Source organism: Cupriavidus sp. YR651 (assembly GCF_900101625.1).
GTDB lineage: Bacteria > Pseudomonadota > Gammaproteobacteria > Burkholderiales > Burkholderiaceae > Cupriavidus.
In genome coordinates, this window is record NZ_FMYZ01000007.1 from 16798 (window position 1) to 39983 (window position 23186).

At 60.1% G+C, this 23186-nt stretch carries 18 protein-coding genes and 1 tRNA gene; 8 read left to right on the forward strand and 11 right to left on the reverse strand.

All coding sequences use genetic code 11. The features are described from left to right. The first annotated feature begins 741 nt into the window (after positions 1-741). Complete coding sequence (locus BLR29_RS19275) at positions 742-1791, forward strand: integrase (protein WP_092138651.1); 1050 nt, start codon at positions 742-744, stop codon at positions 1789-1791. A gap of 111 nt (positions 1792-1902) precedes the next feature. Here the strand turns inward: BLR29_RS19275 and BLR29_RS19280 are convergent, their stop codons facing one another. From BLR29_RS19280 to BLR29_RS32025, 3 genes are all read right to left on the reverse strand, one after another. Beyond that, entirely contained in the window at positions 1903-3855 is a 1953-nt protein-coding gene (locus BLR29_RS19280) for an ATP-binding protein (RefSeq protein WP_218132707.1), read from the reverse strand. Between the two features lie 204 nt (positions 3856-4059). Continuing rightward, positions 4060-6108: a hypothetical protein gene (locus BLR29_RS19285; protein WP_143018481.1), complete on the reverse strand. Its 2049-nt coding sequence runs from the start codon at positions 6106-6108 to the stop codon at positions 4060-4062. Between the two features lie 207 nt (positions 6109-6315). Then, positions 6316-6636: a hypothetical protein gene (locus tag BLR29_RS32025; protein WP_143018482.1), complete on the reverse strand. Its 321-nt coding sequence runs from the start codon at positions 6634-6636 to the stop codon at positions 6316-6318. A gap of 1095 nt (positions 6637-7731) precedes the next feature. Between BLR29_RS32025 and BLR29_RS19295 the strand changes: the two genes are divergently transcribed. Next, the gene (locus tag BLR29_RS19295) at positions 7732-8664 is read left to right on the forward strand and encodes a GIY-YIG nuclease family protein (protein ID WP_092138655.1); all 933 of its coding nucleotides are present in this window, start codon (positions 7732-7734) and stop codon (positions 8662-8664) included. A 69-nt stretch (positions 8665-8733) separates the two neighbouring features. Here BLR29_RS19295 and BLR29_RS19300 read toward each other — a convergent pair whose 3' ends face one another. Continuing rightward, entirely contained in the window at positions 8734-9342 is a 609-nt protein-coding gene (locus BLR29_RS19300; RefSeq protein WP_092138656.1) for a recombinase family protein, read from the reverse strand. Between the two features lie 446 nt (positions 9343-9788). Here BLR29_RS19300 and BLR29_RS19305 point away from each other — a divergent pair, with 446 nt between their 5' ends. Together BLR29_RS19305 and BLR29_RS19310 are read left to right on the forward strand one after the other, a co-directional pair. Next, positions 9789-11213 carry a hypothetical protein gene (locus BLR29_RS19305; RefSeq protein ID WP_092138657.1) on the forward strand — a complete coding sequence of 475 codons (1425 nt, stop codon included), beginning with the start codon at positions 9789-9791 and terminating at the stop codon, positions 11211-11213. A gap of 39 nt (positions 11214-11252) precedes the next feature. After that, on the forward strand, positions 11253-12251 hold the full coding sequence (locus BLR29_RS19310) for a hypothetical protein (protein ID WP_092138658.1): 999 nt from the start codon (positions 11253-11255) through the stop codon (positions 12249-12251). Between the two features lie 103 nt (positions 12252-12354). Here BLR29_RS19310 and BLR29_RS19315 read toward each other — a convergent pair whose 3' ends face one another. The 7 genes from BLR29_RS19315 to cysS all read right to left on the reverse strand — a co-directional run bounded on the left by BLR29_RS19315 (position 12355) and on the right by cysS (position 20099). Further along, positions 12355-13560 carry a site-specific integrase gene (locus BLR29_RS19315; RefSeq protein WP_092138659.1) on the reverse strand — a complete coding sequence of 402 codons (1206 nt, stop codon included), beginning with the start codon at positions 13558-13560 and terminating at the stop codon, positions 12355-12357. 110 nt (positions 13561-13670) lie between these two features. Further along, positions 13671-13764, reverse strand: a tRNA-Ser gene (locus BLR29_RS19320). 138 nt (positions 13765-13902) lie between these two features. After that, the gene (locus BLR29_RS19325) at positions 13903-15153 is read right to left on the reverse strand and encodes an aspartate kinase (protein WP_092138660.1); all 1251 of its coding nucleotides are present in this window, start codon (positions 15151-15153) and stop codon (positions 13903-13905) included. Positions 15154-15276: 123 nt separating this feature from the next. Continuing rightward, complete coding sequence (gene tilS / locus BLR29_RS19330; protein ID WP_176860997.1) at positions 15277-16761, reverse strand: tRNA lysidine(34) synthetase TilS; 1485 nt, start codon at positions 16759-16761, stop codon at positions 15277-15279. Then, positions 16727-17698 (reverse strand): acetyl-CoA carboxylase carboxyltransferase subunit alpha, encoded by a 972-nt coding sequence (locus BLR29_RS19335; RefSeq protein ID WP_092138661.1) that lies wholly within the window; start codon positions 17696-17698, stop codon positions 16727-16729. Before BLR29_RS19335 ends, tilS begins: the two co-directional genes overlap by 35 nt. Before the next feature lie 155 nt (positions 17699-17853). Continuing rightward, the gene (locus BLR29_RS19340; protein ID WP_369804658.1) at positions 17854-18714 is read right to left on the reverse strand and encodes a DNA-3-methyladenine glycosylase family protein; all 861 of its coding nucleotides are present in this window, start codon (positions 18712-18714) and stop codon (positions 17854-17856) included. Further along, entirely contained in the window at positions 18711-20099 is a 1389-nt protein-coding gene (gene cysS, locus BLR29_RS19345; RefSeq protein ID WP_092139126.1) for a cysteine--tRNA ligase, read from the reverse strand. The genes BLR29_RS19340 and cysS overlap by 4 nt, the downstream gene beginning before the upstream one ends. A 253-nt stretch (positions 20100-20352) precedes the next feature. On the opposite strand from cysS, the gene BLR29_RS19350 reads away from it, so the two are divergent. The 4 genes from BLR29_RS19350 to BLR29_RS19365 all read left to right on the forward strand — a co-directional run bounded on the left by BLR29_RS19350 (position 20353) and on the right by BLR29_RS19365 (position 23150). Continuing rightward, positions 20353-21063, forward strand: coding sequence for a tetratricopeptide repeat protein (locus BLR29_RS19350; RefSeq protein ID WP_092138662.1), 711 nt, complete (start codon positions 20353-20355; stop codon positions 21061-21063). Between the two features lie 81 nt (positions 21064-21144). Beyond that, a complete protein-coding gene (locus BLR29_RS19355) occupies positions 21145-21747 on the forward strand; it encodes a peptidylprolyl isomerase (protein WP_092138663.1) in 603 nt (200 codons plus the stop codon). Positions 21748-21784: 37 nt separating this feature from the next. Further along, positions 21785-22285 carry a peptidylprolyl isomerase gene (locus BLR29_RS19360; RefSeq protein ID WP_092138664.1) on the forward strand — a complete coding sequence of 167 codons (501 nt, stop codon included), beginning with the start codon at positions 21785-21787 and terminating at the stop codon, positions 22283-22285. A gap of 67 nt (positions 22286-22352) precedes the next feature. Next, positions 22353-23150, forward strand: coding sequence for a UDP-2,3-diacylglucosamine diphosphatase (locus BLR29_RS19365; RefSeq protein WP_092138665.1), 798 nt, complete (start codon positions 22353-22355; stop codon positions 23148-23150). Positions 23151-23186: the final 36 nt, after the last annotated feature.

A 23186-nucleotide genomic window follows, 5' to 3' on the forward strand; every position in this document is an offset into this window, starting at 1 on the left:
ATGGCAACCACCTTGTCGAAGTCGCAGCTGTGCCTGACCAAGAACAAGGCCAACCGCCACCCGCGGTGGGCGTGGCAACAGGTGGCGACGCGATCTCGTCGCCATCGAAACTTGCTTTGTGGAAAATCGAAGGTTGAGTGACTCTTGGACTGACGGCCGTTGGCTTGCCTTCGTCAAGCCTGGAACAACTTGCACCCGTGGCGGATGGTCGCCATACACGCTGTTCTCTGACTGAAAACTGGTGATGGGCTGGTTGTGATGAGCCCCCAAAACGAGCCCCAAAAAACAAAACCCCGGAAGACCGCGATCTTCCGGGGTTCGCCGCCATTGCTGGCGGAGACGGAGGGATTCGAACCCTCGATCCAGGTTTTGGCCCGGATGCTCCCTTAGCAGGGGAGTGCCTTCGACCTGTATGCCTTGCTGCGCAAGGCTTTGCGGCTCGCTACACTCGCCGCACCCTCGGCCACGTCTCTTGCTTACCCTTACACCACGCAGTCCGCGTGGAAGAGGTCAGTGTAACAGCTTTCCGCTCGCCTCAGCGCGTCGAATGGAAGCGTCGGTGCGGGCCGCATGAACCCACAATCATGCAGGATTGTTGCGAGAGCAAGACAGTTCCGTCAACTGCCTCTTTAAGGCAGGAATCACAGGCGATCGAAGTGTTCGACACCATACGAGATCGCTGCGAAACTGCTCCTCCAGCGCGCTGACACCTAACAATGCTCCATTCACAAAGGACTGAGCATGGCAACAATCGCTAAGAGAGAATCTCCCAGCGGCAAGGTTTCATGGCGTGCAATTGTGAGGCGCACAGGAATACCCACTCAAAGCGCGACCTTCGAATCTGAGGAGGCCGCTAAGGAGTGGGCGCAACTTGTAGATGGCGACGCCGTCGAACGACAAAACCGGATAAAACTTGAAAAGGCCCTGGAGAAAATCCGCAAGCGCAGCGCACTTGAAGTTCGCACCTTCGGAGATATTCTTGGCCGCTACCGGGACGAGGTGACACCAGACAAACGCGGGGCGGCAGATGAAGTTGTCCGGCTCAACGCGCTTATCAAGTCGCCTCTTGCCAAGCTGCTCGTCGAAAAACTGAGCACGGAATACTTCGCGGCGTGGCGGGACGCCAGACTCAAAATCGTTTCAGCCTCTACAGTTATCAGGGAAATCAATCTGCTGTCTCACGTCATCAAGATCGCCCGCTCCGAATGGGGCGTCAGGCTACCCGACAACCCATTTCGTGCCCTACGTCGCCCGAAGTCCGGACCGCCGCGAGAACGCAGGCTCCGCAAGGGCGAGGAAGCAGCACTCATGCTTGCATGCGAGCAGACCCGCAACCCCTTCGTTCGCCCGGTCATCATCATCGCTCTTGAGACGGCGATGAGGCGCGGCGAGATCGTTCCGCTCGACTGGACACAGGTCAATCTCGGACGCCGATCCATTTGCCTTATGCGCACCAAGAATGGCGCATCTCGCGGTGTACCGCTATCTGGGCGAGCAATTGAGGTGTTCGAAAGTCTTGCCCCCAAAGACAGCGGGCCTGTATTTCCTGGCTTAACTACAGAGGCTCTGAAGCTAGCCTTTGCGCGTGCCGTCAAACGCGCCGGCCTTGAGGATTTCCACTTTCACGACCTACGACACGAGGCCACCAGCCGCGTAGTGGAAAAGGGCCTTACCGTCCTCGAAGTGGCAGCAGTCACCGGCCACAAGGATCTGCGGATGCTTCAACGGTACACACATTTGCAAATGGAAGACTTAGCAAGGAAGCTGGATAGGCACTGCGCCGGCGCATGAGGACTGCGCAAACATGTCTCTTCCTGGTGATCGGCGAGAGTGATGCGTCCCCCAGCGGGCGACTAAGAAACTGCCCCTCTTACCGCGCCCGCTGGAGTTGCAATTTTCGTGTTATTGCATATATATCATTTCTTGGTTCGCAATCTCCTTTTCTACATCATTCAAATAGGAAATGAGATCCGACAATACAATGACATCCATTCTTTTCTCGCCGGTATGATCATCATGCAATTCATGCGTAACCCCATGAAACTGACGAAGATGGATATTATCAGGGTGCAACAACGACACAACCTGATACCTCTCAGCGAACCGCTTCTGCAATTTCCAAACAATCGCAAGATTTATTGACGACTCCGACTTCTCCCCGTTATCGAAATCCGTCATTAAGCTATCGAAGCCATGTTTAAATTCAAGAACATAAGGCTTGGAAACAAAATCAGCAGGCATCTTTATATTCTCAACCCCAAGCGGATTCGACACCTCATCGTACCGATGATTTTCAAGCGGCTGATTTAAGTGATAGCGATATAGGCCATCATATTGCTTATGACTACTAGTTGCCATAAGCTTAATACCTCTAATTACACCACCAGCCACCAACTGATTGAATAACGAGACAACATCCTGCTCAGAATTAGGCTCAGCAGTTATTGATATTTCATTTATTGGAACAAAGAAATTTGGATTCTTTAGATTTATTGGATGGGCCTTCTCATACTCCCTTTGGCTATTTATCCATTCATCAATACTGAGATCCTCCTGATGCGACGTTCCCGGCCCACTATCGGTAAGCATGTAGTTTCTCCACTGCTTCAATCGATTTACGATACTCACCGAAAGTTTTTCACTGAGTTTCTGAAGCTCCGGCTGAAAGCCTTTTCTTCCCAAATCGGGATCGGCATTACTGAGATGAACTACCACATGCGCCTGATTCTGATAACCAATATTTGATGTTAGTGGGATAGTTATCAACTCCCCCTGCGGCATTGAATTGGTTGCCAACTGCAACCCACCTCGAAGGACTCGCTGCCCCTTTCTAAGCTTTGCAGTTTCGTCATTGAATCTATCAAATACTTGAACAGCGGAATAGCAGAAAAATCCGTAAGCCCAAACTCCGTAACTATCTATCAGCGACCTATCTTCGTCCGAAGAAACCAATGAAACCAGATCATCCTTACCCCAGTATTCATAAACTGCGTTTAGCTTCTTGAACTTGGGCGGCAACTTGCTTGCATCTTTCCCCTGAGCCGATAGAGCGGCTTGCTCCTTTGTAAAATCGGAAATCCTTACGCATGCCTTAATCGCAGAATGCGGAAAAACATACGCACAAGGGTGATTACTAATTTCAGTGACACCCCCATTTGAATCGACTACCGTCAAGTCGAAGACGACATCCGACTCAACTTGGCGAGTGATCTGCCCAAGTGGCGTTTTAATGAGAAGAAGGTACTTCCATTGCTCGGCGGTTGACGCGCCAATCCACCCCAAATTTTTTGGACGCACATTTCCTCGAAATTTAAGTGTAAAGCGCGTCCCTTGATCAACATTCAAGAAATCGACAGACTGACCAGGAGCCACCTGTACCGTAGGTCTCGCCACAATCGCATCATTGTCCTCAACCCACTCCCTGCCACTAACGAACTTTGTATTTGCAAAAAAGTCCGGCGACCTGGTCTCTATCTCTAGCTCATTAAACCCATACGCCAAATACGTTGCCCCAACGCCTTTGTTCCCACGGGTTTGATTAGAATTCTTAAATGAAATACTTGGAGAAAGGAACGTTCTGAACTGCGGCTCTGAAAACCCTATTCCGTTGTCGATAACCGTGAGAGCATTTTCTTTTAAATCAATTTTTATCCAAAGCTTCTTCCTGTATTCGCCCGACTTGACCGTTGCCGCCCTAAGATCAACAGCATCCAAGGCATTTTGGATTAGCTCAGAGAACGGATCAAAGAATCCGACATATGATTTTAAAATATTTCTAATTTCTCGCTTCTTTGATGCAGCGACAATCTCCGATGTTGCAGACCCTTGTATATCAAGGGGATCCCAGCCGTCCATTTTTACCCTCCCTCCCAAAGCACGCCGTGCGACACCAGTACTATACCGCGCAGCCACCATGTCCCGACGGGACGCACTCAGGGCCAGTTCAAGAGTGAATAGCGACCCCCTCGCCCATCGCCCGCAAACGTATGCCGGACAAGGGCTGGCGGGTTATCTCTCCCCATAAGAAACCCATGAAATTCCAGCTTGCTGGAGCCGGCTCTACGTTGCCCGTAGGAACCACACCGGAGCGGCCGCAACAGCATCGCCCTCCGCATCGACCCCGAAACTGAACCCAGCCCGACCAAGCCAGTCGCGCAGTGCGGACGCACCGCTACGCTTGAGCCCCCCGTTCGTCAACACTGGCGGGCAAATCCCCATGCGCTGCGCCATAGCAGCAACCTTCTGGCTCCAGACCGAAGCAACCTTGCGCAGCGCTGCCGCCTTGTCACTACCGACAATGACTTTCAACACCGCCGCTACGGATTTCGCATCTTTGGACGCGGCATCGAAGTAGCCGCACAGCTTGGGAATACGCGAGGCGTTAGCCCCGTATGCCATCCACCAAGCAGCCCGACCTTCGGGCGTCAGCGATAGGAAAAACGCCATCTGCTCGACTATGGGCAACTCACCGGGACGCAAGCCGAACATCTGGCCGCAGCGCATTACCTCGAACTGTTGTCGAATTGATCGGTCATTGCATGATTGCCGCCACCTCCGGGGGAGGTTTGTATCCGTGTAGTCCAGCATGCCAAGAGAAGCGACCTCATCGAGAACGATCCGCGCAGCCACATGCGGACTGTCATCTACGCCGGCTTCGGTACCTACACGAGCAAGCCTAGTCTGCGACACTATGTAACCACTATCTTCCAGCAGCAGCTTTACGGACCAACGCGCCGCCCTATTAGAGATCGTCCCCCGCTTCATAAACGCCTGCATCAATGCCACGGCTTCGCCCACGGTGCGACCACGGAAGTCCGGGACATCGCCCACTTCCGGCAGGCTGCGCTCGGAGAACGGCTCGTCCAACAGGTTCTTCACGGCAATGAACACCTGTGCATTGTGAGCCTGTCGGGCACGACCTACAGCCTGGACAACCCAAGCCGGATCGACTCTACCAGACGTAGCCAGGACGGCATTGTACGAGCCGGCAGTATCGTCAAAGCTTGTACCAACACCGCAGACGCTTGTGTACGCGACAAGTAGCCGCGTCTTCGATTGGACGCTCTCGACAACTGACGGCGTGATGTCCGACTCCCAGTCGATACCATTCAGCCGCTGAACGTAGGCTCGGTGCGCCTTCTCGTCCGCATCGAATCTACCAAGAGCAAGGATGCGCCGCTGATCAATGCGCCCCTGTGCAGCCTTGACGAAGGCAACCAAGACTTCCATGTTGTCGAACGCCACGCAGCAGAGTTGCCCAACCTCAGTGCGGCGAACAACCTCGTCCAGACACTCGCGAATCAGACCTTCACGCTTCGCGGTATCGTCACCATCAGCCAGCACGATCTCAATGGCTGGGGCTTTGAAGTCAGGCATGCCCCATGTGCCGCCCGGTCGCTGCCGTGGCGCAACTCGAACACAGTCAATTCGGCGATTGGTCATGGCCTCAATGAGAGCAACGTGCGCCTCACCCGCCGTGGCGTCCATTAGCAAAACCGGCGTGTTCGTCTCGCGTAGGATGCGAAAGAAGTCCGATAGCACATCGACACCCTTTTCCGACTTCTCCATGCACATTCGGTGCAGCATGTAACCCAGTTCGTCCACGACCACGGCGACGCGACCCGGGGACTGTGCGACGGCTTCCGCAAACGACGGCAGGCTGTCGATGCAGGACACAAGCCCACCGAACGCTGGAAGGCTACCGTCCAAGTGCAGTCCGCGATCTTCCGGTTTGACACGCTTGTAGCCTTGAAGCGGACGGATGCCTGGGGTCGTCGCCAGCAGCTTTATCGCCGACGCCGCAAGATTCGCCAGCGGCGTAAGCCACAGCACTTGGCGACCAGCGGACTGCCAATCCATGACGAACTCGACGGCATGGCCGCTACTCTTTCCGGCCCCTGTCTGCGACCGATCCAGCATCATCCAGCCATCAGCAAGACCGCGCCGGGAAACGTTCATCGCGTTCCAGTCCGCAACTGTACGTGCGGCGCAGGCCGAGCGGGCGCGTGCGTCGGCCACGGCCACCCTCTCAATTTCTACCGCCGTGCCGTCCTGCAGCAAATCGTACCCCGGCCCCTCCAAAGGAATGCCACCCGTCTGCAACTCCATCAGGTGCGCCCTGAGCCTGCTCCACGCTGCTACCTGCGCTTGAGAATCCAAGCCTCGCCTGATCTGGTGAAATCCACTCGTAATTGACCCCATCCCATACCTCCCCAAATTGTTGAGCATCGCTGCCTTGCGCCACACCTGCCATATGCCCTTGCCCACCGGCACCGAGCACACGCGAACACTGCTTCGCGGCTACACGCACGCGCATCAGTACCAGCCGGCCTCGCACATGACTGTCACTAGGTCAGGTTCGCCCTGAGCGAAACGGAAGAACGCATCTCCCTGTTCGCGGGCCAGCTTCTCCAGATCGTCAGTGCGCCATCCCGAGTCGTCCTGCACTTCAAGCCGCCCCGTCGGGTGAATCCTTGCCGCGTATTTGCCGCACCGCACCTCGCGAAACTCCCCGCACCGCTCGGCCCGCTCGGCATCGCATTGATCCAGCCACCGATTCCTGCCTACCCGCTGGCGACCATCGGCCGCGAACACATACGCGGCCTTGTCCAGCTTGCCGCCCGGTGTCAGCTTCAACGGCGAACGCCTAGCCGCGCATCCAGCGCACGACCCATCGCGCACCAGCCGGGACTGACTGCCGCACTTGTCGCACTGTCGCTCGACCACGTATCGGCGCTCCCCTCGAGTCCACGCGCCAAACCGCAGCGGGTCACGGCATCGATGTCTGATCCTGAGCATGGCAGCCGCATCATCCTTGACCAACCGGTACAGCGCACTGGTAAGCCTGCTGGCCCCGATCTTCATACGTGCGCCCAACGCAGACCGCGAACGATCTTCTGAGCCGTGCTCCGATGCACGCCGAACGCACGACCAATGCTGGCGAAGCTCGCGCCCTCGGCAGCCATCTTGCGCATTTCTCGGACAACTGCCGCCGTCAGTACCGCACGGCCATTCCTGCTCCCACGCGCACCCCGGCGACGCACCACGCGACGCTTTGTCTGCGGGCGCGGTGTCGCCGTAGGCTTGACTCCTCGTGCAAGCGCCCCTTCCAACGCGACAAACAAATCGGCCAGTAAATCGAGACTCACGCCTGCTTTGCTGCTACGATCCTTTCCCTGCATTCAATCTCCTTCGGCCCCTCGGGCCAACACATCGGCCAATCGATCCCCTTGATCGACTTCGCCTCATGGCGTCATCCGCTGCAAACGGACGAACGCCTCCCTGACCGCTTGCACGGTCATCCAGACCAGACCTGTCGAAGCAAGGTTTGGCCCCCAAATGCCAGTTGTCTGGCGCTAGTTGTTAAAGAGCGCAGGTCGTCAGCTTTGCCGATGACCTTTCCTCGTTCGCTTTGCGAGGACGCAAAAAGGCCACCTCTCTTGCAGCCCTAAGACTGGTTCGATTGGTGGCCTTGCCCGGTCTCAAGCGGCCCTAGATAGAGCCGCCATCACCAGATGCGAGGTTCGCGCCCAATTACTGCGCAACCTATGAAGGGTGGACAGTAACGACGCACGGGAGTTACCCGCTGAGGAGTAAGTCTATTGCCCGTCAATTGCCGTTGTCAACAGATGGACTACAAAACAACGAGTTTCCATCGGCGGACGCACCCTCTCGCAAGGGCTACAATCGTAGCCGTGTACCTCAAGAAAAATCGACAAAGGGAGAGGCCCCTTGGGAAAAAGCATACGAATCTTCCTCGCCGATGGAGTCGCTACAGGGATTCGCCACGGAGAGATTGTCAACTGGAGCGGTCAGGGAATCGCCTGCCCTCGGGTGCGACTTCTCGAGCTTAAGGCATGGCCTGAAACTCGCAGACCGGGGGTGTATTTCCTATTGGGAATTGATAAGGACGGGCGTGAAGCAGCTTATGTTGGTGAAGCAGAAGACGTATTCGACCGTCTAAAAACTCACGTTCAGGAAAAGGAGTTCTGGAATGAGGTCATCATCTTCACCAGCAAGGATGACAACCTCACCAAGGCACATGTCCGTTACCTAGAGTCGCGACTACACAATCTGGCCTCGCAGGCCGGTCGCTATACGCTGGAGAACTCCGTTACCCCGCAGGAAGCTAGCCTTCCGCGTGGGGATCGGGATGCCATGCAGGAGTTCGTCGAAGACGTGCGCGTACTTCTCGGCGTATTCGGGCATCGGTTGCTGGAACCACTCGCCCCGGTCCCGCTCGCTCTTGCGGAGTCCGACCATGAACCAGCAGCCTCAACGGGAGTAGTTACCCCTCCAGATACCTCATCGAGTCCCGTCTTCTTCCTTCGAGTAAGCAACGTCGTAGCACGTGCAATGCGCAGTGATGAGGGCATTGTTGTTCTCGCCGGTTCTGACGCATCACGAGAGAACTTAGATAGCCTCTCAGGAGGCTATAAGGCTCACAAGGAGCGCATGCTAGCGGAAGGCGTACTTGAGGATTCAGGAACCAAGCTTCGCTTTGCCCGAGACTATCCGTTCTCAAGCCCGTCACAAGCGGCAGCGATCATAGTGGGCTACTCCATCAACGGCAGAGACGCATGGCGAACGGCAACTGGACAGACATACAAACAGCTTGAGGAAGCCCAAGCTTTTCAGCTTCCAGGACCCTCTACTTCCGAATAGACGAGCGCGGCATCATCACAAAATCGCAGGTACAGCCAACTCGGTAGCCTGAACGCGAACTATCCCCTGTCAGGCAACGGCTTTTGTCTCGGCGCAGTATCGCTTGACCGTTGCAGCGCCGATCCCGAAGTGCTCAGCCGTGGCGGCAATGCTCGCGCCATGCTCGGCCCGCCATGCGGCCACCGTCTCTGCGTCTGCAGCCCTTGCCCGGCCCCTGTATTTATCCGGGCTGGTGCGCTTGGCCTCCTCAATCCCTCGCCTCTGCATTTCTCTGCGGTTTAGATAGTCAGCCTCGCCCTGGGCAGCCATGAACGCCAGCACAGCGTCCCGCGTCGCCTTGGCAATCGCATCCGTGGCCGCGCCATCGAACACCATCCCGTTCAGCGTGCATTCCACCCGTACGCCCTTGCCCATGAGGCGGCGCATCGTGGCGTGCAACTCGTCATACCGGCGCGAGATACGGTCCAGCCAGCGCACGACCAGCACGCCGCCCTTGCGCAAGTCCCGCTCAACGTGCCGCCACTGCGGCCTATCAGCCGGGGCAACGTGGTAGCCGGACACACCCTCGTCAATGAACACATCCTCGGCGGCCACGCCATGCGCCGCCGCGTCTGCGTATTGGCTGGCCGCTGTCTGCCCGTCCAGTGTGGATACTCGCCCGTAGTAGATCGTTCGCATTCTGCCCCTCATGGCTCAATAGAGTTGATAGCCCGATACTAGGCACTAGCTCACAACCAGTCAACCCTATCGAGCCATGTCAGCCGCCATTTGCGCATAGCTCACTATGGCATACCGTATTGAGCCAGAACACGCCACCACCCGCCCTGCCTCTTAATCGCGCTGGTAGTTGTATTGCTCGCTCCATCATTACGGGAGGCGCGCCACGCGTTTCAGGCGGACGTGGGCGCTACGCGTTCCATGCGCGTGAGCGTCGCTGCGCCGGACTCGCGAGCGCGTTCCAGGGGTGCCTATGGGGAAAGTGGCCTTGAGTGTGCCAGCGCTCCCCGCACGGATTCGCAGCCCACTTTTTGGCCCACTCGCGCCGAAAGGTGCGCCCTCGGACACATGTTATAGTCACAATTCGTAACACAATTACTTGCCGTTAAATCTCTTTGAGCACTCAAATGATCAAAAGCTTTGCGGACTTTCATGGCATTGACCCGAATGCATTTGCAGCTACGGGCGCTCTCGACCCCATCCCTGGGATTGACACAAAGCTCTTTATTGATCCAAGCCTGCTCCGGGAAGCCGCCACACCTGAAATTGGCGGCAGTTTCAAAGTCGTTGAGGAATACTTTGCCGACGTGCTCAAGATTGTCGAGAACATCGGTAAGGTTGGCGATCCATTCTGGCGAAAAGCCGACCAATTACTAACCTTCCCGGAAGTGGATGGCCTATGTATTGGGTATTCAAAAGGGACACGCGGGAGTGGGATGGGTAAAGATACTCGGGCTAAATTGCTGGATACTATAATCCAGATTTCCCGGGCAGGCACTAAGGACCCAAGGATCTTTGAACTAATCGGCGCATTTGAAGAAGGCATCGGCCCAGATCGCATCAGCGACATGATTGCCAAAATCGTGTTACCCGACCTCATAACATTTACCCAGCGGGTGTGCAGCGATCTCGGCATCCCAATGACAGCGCATCGGGTCGCCAATGGGCTGCAACAAGAGGACCTGCCATCCAACCCCATTACCGAAAGACCATTAATTTTAGTGCCAAAGGAAATACTCCGGAACCTTCCAGTGGCCGAGAGTTTTGCCGACATCGGGTGGATTGCCTCTCAGAATCAAGACCTGCGCGATCGTTTCAATGCGATCATTGGGGGGCGATGGAGCGATCTTACCCTAGCAAGGCAGAAGGAAATTCTCAAATCCAGTTTTATCGAACGACCTGACATACTCAAGATGGTTATTGATGCCTACTGCTCTGCAGACAGGCAAGCCTATGATTTTGATAACGATCCCGCTGGTGAAGTGATTTGGTATCGAACATCGAAAACAGTGGCCCAGGAAGTTCCGCTGCAATTAGCCCTTTCTGACAACCCCACACAGAGCGAAGTCGAAACCGTAGTACAAAAAATCTGCGAGCATTTCAGAACACTTCTGGAAGACAACCAGCTCTGCAAATTACTGTATGACGGTGAGGGCAAAAAGAAGCATGAGTCCGCCGCGCAACTCCTATTCTTCGGGGTTGCCTCAGCTTATTGCGAGGCAAACAATCTTGACCTATCGCCGGAGAGCGACGCGGGGCGAGGCCCAGTCGATTTTAAGGCAAGTCGCGGGTATCGCGAAAAGGTGGTTGTCGAGATCAAGCTCACCACCAATCAAAATCTTGTATCAGGTTTTCTCAATCAATTGCCGATCTACCAGAAGGCGGAGAATGCTCCGAAGGGCGTATATTTGGTAGTGCACAACGGGGGATCTGAAGCAAGGCTGGACGCCCTACTTAAGGAATCGGCTAGCGCCGGCAACGCCGCCCCGAGAGTAATCGTTGTTGACGGCATACCAAAAGTATCCGCAAGCAAAGCGAAATCACGGGACTAACAGCCATTAGCCACCTAAATTTTCTAACGAGCCAATAGAATGAGGATTTCCAGCGAAGAAGATGCGTGGCGCTATTTGGAGCGCTATTTGGAAACAGGGGATGCAACGAGGCCACTCTTCGAGAACTGGCCCACGATGTCCATTATTATTAGGGGCGAGGATTATCTTGGCAGCATCACCGCCTCTCAAATGGATGCATTCCTGGAATTCCAGAAGACACTGAATCGTGCTTATGCCGCCATTTCTCGCGGCCACTTCGATGGACGCTATCTTTCGGATGAAGAGGAAGAGGAACTCGTATTACGCACCGAAGTTCGTGAAGGTAGCTCTATCTTTGAAACCGACCTCTCCCCCTTTGTCAAAGCGTTGTCAATGGTGGTTTCAACAGCAAGCCCGACTGAGGTGATTGTCGCAGCCGTGCTAATCCCACTAGTACTCACATCCCCTATTGTTGTAAAGAGCTTTTTTGAAGGCCGTGCGCGTGAACTGGAGTTGAAGAACCAGCGCGCCCTTATCGATGCACTCGCCAGTCGAAATGCAGAGGAAACGGAGCAAGGCAAGACCTATCAAAAAGTCCTAAGAAAGCTGTCAAGAAAATTCCCGGCTCTAGAAGGAATGGTTCCTCAGCTTCGGCGAGCCCAACTCACTCTCCTTACATCGCTCCAGGATGCGGACACGGCACAGATCAACGGCGTAACCATCTCACGCGACGAAATTCTCGACCTCAGCCAGAGGCGCCCCAAGAAGTCGAGGAGGCCACATGATTTGCGCGAAGAAATGGTTATCACGAGTATGCAGAAAAAAGAGAACATCTACAGCCTAGGTCTAGCAAGCGAGCACAAGGCCGTAATTGCAAAGCTCTACGCTGACCAATTCTCTGCATTCAAAATCGGAAGGCTCATTCACGCTTTCCAGCACTCAACTGCCGTGAATTTTGTTGTGCGCATTACCCGCACGGATCAAAGTACCTTAAAAGGCGTAGTTCACGACTTCACCGTCCCCCAACGTGGTCGACAACTTACGCGCCCCAAGGAGTAAAAGGCCCCAGATACTCAGCCCCTACAAGTCTATTGATGGCCTCGGCCAGCAATCGTGGGGGCAGCTTTCCGCTTCCATCAAGCCGACGACGACTCGAAGCATGTCAGCCTTTGATTCCAACCGCGCCCACACGCGATAGCCTATTAACTGCTTCGGACAGCAAACTTGGCGGCAATCCGTCGCTGGTCCCATAAGTGCCTGCAGCCCCACCCTCGGCGTGCCCCATCAAGGCCATGCGCACCTCCTGCGATACGCCTGCGGCCCTGCACTTGTCTGCGAACAGATGCCGCCACGAGTGGAACGCAACGTCCTTGTCCTTGATTTTGCAGACGTTGCGAATCAGCTTCCCGTATCGCTTACTGAACGCAGCGGACACGTTGCCATACTTGTCGGTCTTCACTGGTAGCAGCGGCCCCTCCGGCAGCGCCTGCGCCCATGACCAGAAGTGTGACAGCTCCCGATGCAGCGGCACCCAGCGGCGACTTCCTGCGTTCTTCAGCGTCATGGGAATTCCGGGGGCGTGCTCGCCCTCGTCAGTGATGCGAATGCCCTGCACGCCGTCGCGCTCTATCAGGTCGCATCGGCGTAGCTGGTGAAGCTCGTTCAGTCGCGCCCCCGTCCACTTCGCCAACCTGGGCAACCAGTACATCGCTGGGTCGCTCTCGCACATCCCTGCCGTGGCAGCCATCACCTCCTCCGCCTGCTCGGGGCTGTACGGCTTACGCAGTTCAACGGCACGCTTTGGCGGCGGTAGCTCTGCGCCCTCCGCATGATTGCTTTCGATCATGCCCCGCCCTTTGGCAATCCCTAGCAGCAGGCGGATGAAGCCCAGCTTCTTGTTCGTGGTGGCGATGCTGTTACCGGTCTCTATCCAGCCGTCACGCACGGCAACGATGCTCTGCCGGGTAATGATGCGGATGTCAGGGTCGTTGGCCTCTCGCACAGCACGGGTCACAGCGTCCACAGTCTTTGCCGTGGGTTGCCTGTCTCGTCGCCAGATCGGAATGAGGGTGGATAGCTGGGTCCCGCTGCGCTTGGTGGTCGCTGGAGAGGTGCCGGGTCCGTCAGCGCTCACAGAAGCAGTAGGACGCGGCAGGGGTACTGCGGAATGTTCTAGGATTGGTGCGCCCCGCTTCAGACTGAATTCATCGTCAAGCTGCACAGCAGCGCGCAATGCAAGTCGTGCTGCAGTAGCCCGTTCTCTGGTGCGAAGGCTGTAGATGATCTCTCGCTTGCCGTAGATGGCAACGAGGTCAGTGGGGATTTTCTTGCGGAAGTAGTAGGTGCCGTTTCGGCGGGTGATGTGCATCGCTGACTCTCCCTCGGTGTAAGTGACACGCGGAAGGTGCAGCGGTGTAAGACTGTCTCTTAGCGGATTCCCCAGCCCCCTCAAGGGCTGGGGTCCACATTCGCCATTACTGGCGGAGACGGAGGGATTCGAACCCTCGATCCAGGTTTTGGCCCGGATGCTCCCTTAGCAGGGGAGTGCCTTCGACCTCTCGGCCACGTCTCCCAAACTTGCGTTGTGCGAGGGAGGCCGCACAACGAAGCGCGTATTCTAGCGAGGCTGCATCAACTGGTCAATGAAATTTCGATGACCGGCCTTGCAAAAAACGATACATCCCCGCCAGAAACAAACCTCAAATCCGGATCACGCCTGATCCAGTTCGAACACCTTGTGCAGCGCGCGCACGGCGAGCTCCATGTACTTCTCGTCGATCAGCACCGAGATCTTGATTTCCGAGGTGGAGATCATCTGGATGTTGATGCCCTCTTCCGACAGCGTGCGGAACATCTTGCTGGCGATGCCGACGTGCGAGCGCATGCCCACACCCACCACCGACACCTTCGACACCTTCGGGTCGCCCGACACGCTCGCGGCGCCGATATGGCCCTTCACGTTGTCGTTCAGGATCGTCAGCGCGTGCTGGTAGTCGCCACGCGGCACGGTGAAGGTGAAGTCGGTCTTGCCGTCCACCGACTGGTTCTGGATGATCATGTCGACGTCGATGTTTGCGTCGGCGATCGGGCCCAGGATCTGGTAGGCGATGCCCGGCTTGTCCGGCACGCCCAGGACAGTGATCTTGGCTTCGTCACGGGCAAAGGCGATGCCGGAGATGACGGCTGCTTCCATTTCAGACTCTTCCTCAAAAGTAATCAGCGTGCCCGAGTGCATTTCCTGCTCGAGCGGCATCAGGGGGTCGGTCAGCGACGACAGCACGCGCGTTTTCACGCGGTACTTGCCGGCGAACTCCACCGAGCGAATCTGCAGCACCTTGGAGCCCAGGCTGGCCATTTCCAGCATTTCCTCGAAGGTGATCTGGTCCAGTTGGCGAGCGTCTTCGACCACGCGCGGATCGGTCGTGTACACGCCATCCACATCGGTATAGATCAGGCACTCGTCGGCTTCGATGGCGGCGGCAATGGCCACTGCCGAGGTATCGGAGCCGCCGCGGCCCAGCGTCGTGATGTTGCCGTCATCGTCGATGCCCTGGAAGCCCGTGATCACCACCACGCGGCCCGCGTCCAGGTCACCCAGGATACGCTCGTCATCGATCGATTCGATGCGGGCCTTGGTGTAGGCCGAATCGGTTTTCACCGGCACTTGCCAGCCGGTGTAGCTGACCGCGTTGATGCCTTCGCCGTGCAGCGCAATGGCCAGCAGCGCCACGCTGGCTTGCTCGCCAGTGGAGGCCAGCATGTCCAGTTCACGCGGATCCGGCTGCGCGGAAATTTCCTTGGCAAGGGCCAGCAGGCGATTGGTCTCGCCCGACATGGCCGAAGGCACCACGACAACGCGGTGACCGGCGCGGTGCCACTTGGCCACGCGCTTGGCGACATTCTTGATGCGTTCCGAGGAACCCATCGAAGTGCCGCCGTATTTGTGAACGATGAGAGCCATCTTCTTGTCGACGCCAGCGATTGTGCAAAGCCCTTGAAAATACACGAAGACCGCCCGCCAGGCAAGGCGGCGGCGGGGCTGGCGGTCCGGCGCGAGTGACCTGCCGGGCGCTAATCGGCCGCCTCAGGAGGCGTGCACGGTGCCTTCGCCCCAGGGCATCCACTCCACACGCCAGCGCGGCGCATGGGGCGCGTCGGCCGCCCATCGGCGATGCATGCCCAGGCCAGCCGCCATGACCAGCGTATCGCCGCTCCAGAGCAACGGCAGGTACGCCCGGCGCCAGGCGGGAATGGCGGCTTCCTGGAAGGCCTGCTTGAGCGCCCGCGCCGGGCCGCCGGGCCGCAGGACGATGCGCTCGCCGCCCGCCCTGCCCATCAGGCGTAGCGGCTGGCGCAGCACGGCGTCGGGCACGCCAAACGAGTCGTCGCGCGTGAAATGCAGCGCTCCACGCCATGCGGGAACGACCAACCGGGCCTCGCCCTGCCAGTCAAACGCGAACGGTGCCGGCGCGGTCCGCAGGACGGCATGACAGGCCAGCACCTTGTCGCGGAATCGCCTGAGCACCAGCCCGTCATGCGCGATCGCCGGCTCGCCGCCATCGTGCTCGATCAGTTGCGCGCGCATCGCGGCCAGCCGTGCGGTGGATGGCGCCTGCGCGCCAAGATCGCGCAACCAGTGGCGTAGTACGCCGTCTGCCTGATCGGCTGGCAGCGCTCGCAGGCCAGCGAGATCGAGCTCCGAGAGCGTCTCCGGGTCTCGGCCGGGGCCCGCCAGCGCGGCGAGTTCGCGTACGGCCAGCGCATCGAGCAGACTGGCCGCCTGTCCGAAGTGCGCGGCAGCCTGCGTCACGCTGCCATACAGCGCCGGAAACGCCTGCAGCAGCGCCGGCAGTTGGGCGCGCAGCGCATTGCGGGCATAGCGGGGGTCGGTGTTGGACGGATCGTCGATCCATTGCAACTGCTGTGACTGGCAATAGGCGTCGATGTCCGCGCGAGGCACCTCCAGCCACGGCCGCAGCAGTTGCACATCACCCTGCCCGTCCAGCGGCCGTTGCGCTGGCATGCCGGCCATGCCGGCCACACCGGTGCCGCGGAACAGCCGCAGCAGCACGGTTTCAACCTGATCGTCGCGATGGTGGGCGAACAGCAGCAGGCCAGCCCCCTGCGCGCGGCACATGCGGCCGAGCGCCTCATATCGGGCGCGGCGCGCGGCGGCCTCGATCCCCTCGCCCGCCGCAGCCTGTACCGTCACGCGCTCACTGACGAGCGGCACCTGCCAGTCGCGGCACAATGACTCGCAGAACCGGTCCCAGTCATCGGCCTGCGCCTGCAGACCGTGATGGATATGCAGCGCGACCACGCGCGCCGGTGGCGAGACGCCGGCGACGGCCGCGCACGCGGCGTGCAGCAGCGCGACCGAATCGCGTCCGCCCGAGAGCGCCACGGCAACGGTCGGCGGTGCGCCGCTGCCAGAAACAACAAAGGCCGCACCGGCCTGGAGAGCCTGTGCGACCTTGTCGGTCAGGCGCGCGGTCAGTTGCGCGGGCACGGGATCGGGTGTCCCGTCTCGCGCATCATTCCGGAGCGCCGGTTTCCTTGAACTTGCCATAGGCCATCAGGCGCTCGTGCCGGCGTGCCTGCAATTCCTTCACGCTCATGCCCTGGAACTGGCGCAGCGATTCGGCCAGCGTGCGCTTGAGCATGGTGGCCATCGCCTTCGGATCGCGGTGCGCGCCGCCGAGCGGCTCGTTCACGATCTTGTCGATCAGGCCCAACGCCTTCAGGCGGTGCGCGGTCAGGCCCAGGGCCTCGGCCGCCTCGGGCGCCTTCTCGGCGGTCTTCCAGAGGATCGACGCGCAGCCTTCCGGCGAGATCACCGCGTAGGTGGCGAATTGCAGCATCTGCACCACGTCGCCCACGGCAATCGCCAGCGCGCCGCCGGAGCCGCCCTCGCCGATGATGGTGGCGATCAGGGGCACCTTCAGGCCGGCCATCACATAGAGGTTGTGACCGATGGCTTCCGACTGGCCGCGCTCTTCCGCGTCGATGCCCGGAAATGCGCCCGGGGTATCCACGAAGGTGAAGATAGGCAGGCCGAACTTGTCGGCCAGTTCCATCAGGCGCTTGGCCTTGCGGTAGCCCTCGGGCTTGGACATGCCGAAGTTGCGCAGCGCGCGCTCCTTGGTGTCGCGGCCCTTCTGGTGACCGATCACCATGCACGCCTGCCCATTGAAGCGGGCCAGGCCGCCTACGATCGACAGGTCGTCCGCGAAGGCGCGGTCGCCGTGCAACTCATGGAAGTCGGTAAAAATCTCCCGCACGTAGTCCAGGGTGTAAGGACGCTGCGGGTGGCGGGCGATCTGCGCAACCTGCCACGGGCTCAGGTTTGCATAGATGTCCTTGGTGAGCTGCTGGCTCTTGCCAGCCAGCCGCGAAATCTCTTCGGAAATATCAACAGCCGAATCGTCCTGCACAAAGCGCAGTTCTTCGATTTTTGCCTCGAGCTCGGCGATCGGCTGCTCGAAATCCAGGAAGGTGGTTTTCATAGAAACACGGACCTGTCTGTGAAGGGGCGGATTCTACCGGAAAAAAACCGGTTTCCAACCGCCCGATAAGTTGAATTCACATCACTTTTAAATGAAATCAACACCGTCACTACCTGAAACTGCCCTGCTTCGTTCCTGTTTGTTCCTGCTTGTTCCTAATACGTCACCGGCAGCGGGTCGAGGCTGCGCCACATGTACCATGTGGCCACGGTTCGCCAGGGTTCCCAGTTGGCCGCCACCTCGCGTGCCTCGCTCCGGGTGACAGGTTCGCCACTGAAATAGTTGGCGGAAATCGCGTTGATGAGCCCTACGTCATCCAGCGGCAGCACGTTCGGCCGCATCAGATTGAACATCAGGAACATCTCTGCCGTCCAGCGTCCGATGCCGCGAATCTGCGTGAGTTCGGCGATCACCGCCTCGTCGTCCATGCCGGTCCATTCATTGACGTGGACGCGTCCGGCCTTGAAATGCTCTGCAAGGTCGATGATGTATTCCGCCTTGCGTCTTGACAGGCCGCAGCCGGCCAATGTCTCCGGACCCGCTTTCAGGAACTGCGCCGGCGTCAGGCGCGGGCATGTCGCGACCAGGCGCTCCCAGACCGACTGCGCGGCCTTGACGGAAATCTGCTGGCCGACCACCGAACGCGCCAGCGTGATGAAGGGATCACCGCGCGAGATCAGGTGCGCGGGACCGTAGGTGGGGATCATCTTGCGCAGGATGCGGTCGCGCTTCATCAGGTCGGCGCAGGCCTCGTCCCAGAAGGCCGGCCGCACGGCGTCGATGACCGTTTCCACCGGCAGTGGCACCGCGTTGGCTTCCGGCAGCACAGGCTTGCCGCCCTTTGCCGCCGCCTTGCCTGCAGCCTTGCTCCCGGCCTTGCCTGCGTCCCTGGCGGCAACCTTGCCCGCCACGCTCGCTGTCGTCTTGCCCGCCGGCTTCGGCGCAGCGCGGGTCGTCCGGCTGACCTTCTCCGGCGCGGGCGCGGGCGACTTTGGCTTGCGCGCGGCAGCGTTCAAGCACGCCTCCACTCGGTCGCACCGCCCGGCTTGTCCTCGAGCACCACGCCGGCGGCAAGCAGGTCGGCACGGATCCGGTCGGCTTCCGCGAAATTGCGCTCGGCCTTCGCGGCCTTGCGGGCGGCGATCTGCGCCTCGATCTGCTCCGCGGTGGGACCATCGGTCACCTTGCCGCCTTGCAGGAACGTGTGCGGATCGCGCTCGAGCAGGCCCAGCGTGCCGGCCAGGGCCTTCAGCTGGCGCGCCGCCACGGCGGAACCCGTGCGATTGACCTCGCTGGCCAGATCGAACAGCACCGACATCGCGATCGGCGTGTTGAAGTCGTCGTTCATCGCCTCGGCAAAGCGCTTTGCGTGCGGCTCGTCCCAGTCCACCGCGCAGCCACCTGGCTGCGTTTCCTTGAGCGCCGTGTACAGGCGCGTCAGCGCGTGGCGGGCGTCGTCCAGGTGCGCATCGCTGTAGTTCAGCGGGCTGCGATAGTGCGCGCGGAGGATGAAGAACCGCACGACTTCCGGGTCATAGGCCTTCAGCACTTCGCGGATCGTGAAGAAATTGCCGAGCGACTTCGACATCTTCTCGTCGTTCACACGCACGAAGCCGTTGTGCATCCACATGTTTACGAATGGCTTGCCGCTCGCGCCCTCGGACTGCGCAATCTCGTTTTCGTGATGCGGGAACTGCAGGTCGGCGCCGCCGCCGTGGATGTCGAAATGCTCGCCCAGCAGCGTGCAGCTCATGGCGGAGCACTCGATGTGCCAGCCCGGGCGGCCACTGCCCCATTTGGAATCCCACTTGCTCTCGGGTGGCTCCGATGCCTTGGCGGATTTCCACAGCACGAAGTCCAGCGGGTCCTGCTTGGCATCATTGGCGGAAACCCGTTCCCCGGCACGCAGGTCCTCCACCGACTTGCCGGAGAGCTTGCCGTAGCCCTCGAACTTGCGCACCGAGTAGTTCACGTCGCCATCCGTTGCCTGATAGGCCAGGCCATTGGCCTCGAGCTTTTCGATCAGGTTGAGCATCTGCGGCACGTAATCCGTGGCGCGGGGCTCGTAGTCGGGGCGGATGATGCCCAGCGCGGCGGCGTCCTCGTGCATGAACTGGATGAAGCGCGTGGTGAGCTCGCCGAGCGTCTCGCCGTTTTCCGCGGCGCGACGGATAATCTTGTCGTCGATGTCCGTGATGTTCTGCACATACGTCACATCGTAGCCGGCGGTGCGCAGCCAGCGGTGCACCATGTCGAACACCACCATCACGCGCGCGTGGCCCACGTGACAATAGTCGTACACCGTCATGCCGCACACGTACATGCGGACCTTGCCGGGTTCGATTGGCACGAAGAGCTGCTTCTCACGCGCAAGCGTGTTGTAGATGTTCAGTTGCTGCATGAAACGATGTGAGTAGTTGAGGCGGCGCCATGGGCGTGCCGCGAGGATCCCGGCCGCCGTGACGCCGCGGGCCATGGCGTGCGGGCCCCATATCTTACCGGAAGCCCCCGCACCGGGTGGCGGCCCGGTGCGCGTGGCCGCTGCCGGGCGCACCGGCCGGCCCACGGACCTGAGCGGCGACCCGTACTGCGACCTGTACTGCACGCCTCGCCGCTTTGCTAGAATGCCGCGGAGTATAACGGACCGCCCTTACATGAGCCTGCTTCTGCCCACCCCGACGATTGCCTCTTCCCGCCGCGATGGCACCCTTTCCGCGCTGGCGGGCGCGCTGGCCGTGACTGCCGCGCTGATGGCCGCGCCGGCGTTCGCGCAGAACGGCCCGCTGTCGCTGGCGGCGCCGGCTGCACCGCCGACCGGTCCGCGCTCCGCCGACCCGGGCATGGTGCCGGCCGAAAAGGCCGTCAAGGAAAAACGCTACACCGATGCCGTGGCGGATTTCGACCGCGTGCTGGCCACCAATCCGCGCAACGCCCAGGCCCGGTTCCAGCGCGCGTGGTCGCTGGCGCAAGCCGGCCGCGAGGACGAGGCCATCAAGGCCTTCTCCGACATGGCGCAGGACTTTCCGGAACTGCCGGAACCGCATAACAACCTGGCGCTGCTCTATGCCAAGCGCGGCGACCTGAAGCGCGCCGAGGCCGAGCTGCTGGCCGCTCTCGACGCCAAGCCGGATTACGCCGTCGCCTACAGCAACCTGGGCGATGTGTACCGTCGCCTGGCCGAACAGGCGTATGGCGAAGCAGTGCGCCGCAATCCGGGCGATGCGCGCGCAGCCGGCAACCTCCGCCAGCTTCAGCCGGACGGCGCCACGCCGTCCGCCACGACACCGGCCACCGCGCCCGCCGGCAAGGCATCCGGAACCCCTGCGTCGCGCAGGGCGCCGGCCAGCGCGCCGGCTGCCCGCTGAGGTCCTCCCTCTTTTGTTCACCGCCGGTAACGCATCGGGTAAGCGTCGCCGGCTGCCTATCCCGCAACACGGAGTTCAGACATGACCATTTCCCGCCGCATCGTCCTGGCCGGCCTGATGGCCGCGGCCACCGCCTTGTCCCCGCTTGCCGCCATGGCCCAGGGGGCCAGCCCGGCCGCCGCGCAGAAGAACGAGCGCGTGCAATTTGTCACGAACGCCGGCAAGTTCACCGTGGAGGTCTACCCGGATGCCGCGCCCAAGACCGTCGCCAACTTCATGGAATATGTGAAGAGCGGCTTCTACAGCGGCACGATCTTCCACCGTGTGATCAACGGCTTCATGGTCCAGGGCGGCGGCTTTGACCGCGACATGAAGGAAAAGCCGACGCGCGCGCCGATTCCGCTGGAGTCCCAGAACGGCCTGAAGAACAAGACCGGCACGATCGCCATGGCCCGCACTGCCAATCCGAACTCCGCGGCCGCCCAGTTCTTCGTCAATGTGGTGGATAATCCGAACCTCGACTACCCGCAGCCGGACGGCAACGGATATGCCGTATTCGGCAAGGTGGTGGAAGGCATGGATACGATCGAGAAGATCAAGTCCGCACCCACTACGGCCTACGGCCCGATGCGCAATGTGCCGGCCACGCCGATCGTGATCGAGTCGGCCACTGTCGTCAAATAACATCCGAACACAACCGCCCACCGAACAGAGGTAAGCCATGAGCAAGGTACAACTCCACACCACCCAGGGTGTCATCACCATCGAACTCGACGCCGAAAAGGCGCCGAAGTCCGTCGAGAACTTCCTGTCGTACGTGCGCAAGGGCCACTACGACAACACGATCTTCCACCGCGTGATCAAGAACTTCATGGTCCAGGGCGGCGGCTTCGAGCCGGGCATGAAGCAGAAGGACACCGATGCGCCGATCGAGAACGAAGCCGGCAACGGCCTGAAGAACGACCGCTACACCGTGGCGATGGCCCGCACCAACGCGCCGCACTCGGCCACGGCCCAGTTCTTCATCAACGTGGTGGACAACGACTTCCTGAACTTCAGCTCGCCCACACCGCAAGGCTTTGGCTATGCCGTGTTCGGCAAGGTCGTGGAAGGCACCGATGTGGTCGACCAGATCAAGGCCGTGCGCACCGGCAGCTCGGGCTTCCACCAGGACGTGCCGCTGGAAGACGTGGTGATCCAGAAGGCCGTGGTGGTCGAGTAAGCCTCGCCCGCGCCTGTTTCCCCGTTTGCGGCATGCCTTTCGTCGTGACCAGACACCTTCGACCCGCATGACCGCATCCGCCCGCACGCCGGCGGCCGCACCGATCCCGGTGCAGGCGCCGGCGTGGTTCATTTCCGACCTCCACCTCACGCCCGGCATGCCACGCACGCTGGCCGCGTTCCGGCGCGTGCTGGACCGTGCCGCGCAAGACGCGCGCGCGCTGTTCATCCTGGGGGACTTTTTCGAGTTCTGGGTGGGTGACGAGGAAACCGCCTCGCCATTCGCCGCCGGTGTGGCCGCCGCACTTCGCCAGCTGGCTGAAGCAGGCGTGCCGGTGTACCTGATGCACGGCAATCGCGACTTCCTGCTCGGCCGGCGATTTGCCGCCGCCGCGGGCGCGACGCTGCTGCCCGACCCCACCGTGATTGAATGTGCCGGCCTGCGCGTGGTGCTGAGCCATGGCGACATGCTGTGCACCGACGATGAACGCTACATGCGGTTCCGGCGCTGGACGCGCAGGGGCTGGGTGCAACGACTGTTCCTGATGCTGCCGCTGTCGTCCCGGCTGGCCGTGGCGCGCCGCCTGCGCGCGGACAGCGAGGCCGGCCGCGCCCGCCAGCTGGCAAATGCCGACGCCATGCCACCCACCTATGGCGATGCCACGCCATCGGCCGTATCCGCCCTGCTGGAGGCCAGCAACGCCACCGCACTCGTCCATGGACACACCCACCGCCCTGCCCGCCACGAGCACGACGACCGTGTGCGCTGGGTGCTGACCGACTGGGACCTCGACGGCCGCCATCCGCGTGCCGCGGCGCTGCAGCTCGACGCGGACGGCTTCACCGTCCTGCCGCAGACCGACTGACGGCAGACTGACGATGCGCCGGCCAGCCTGCCAGTC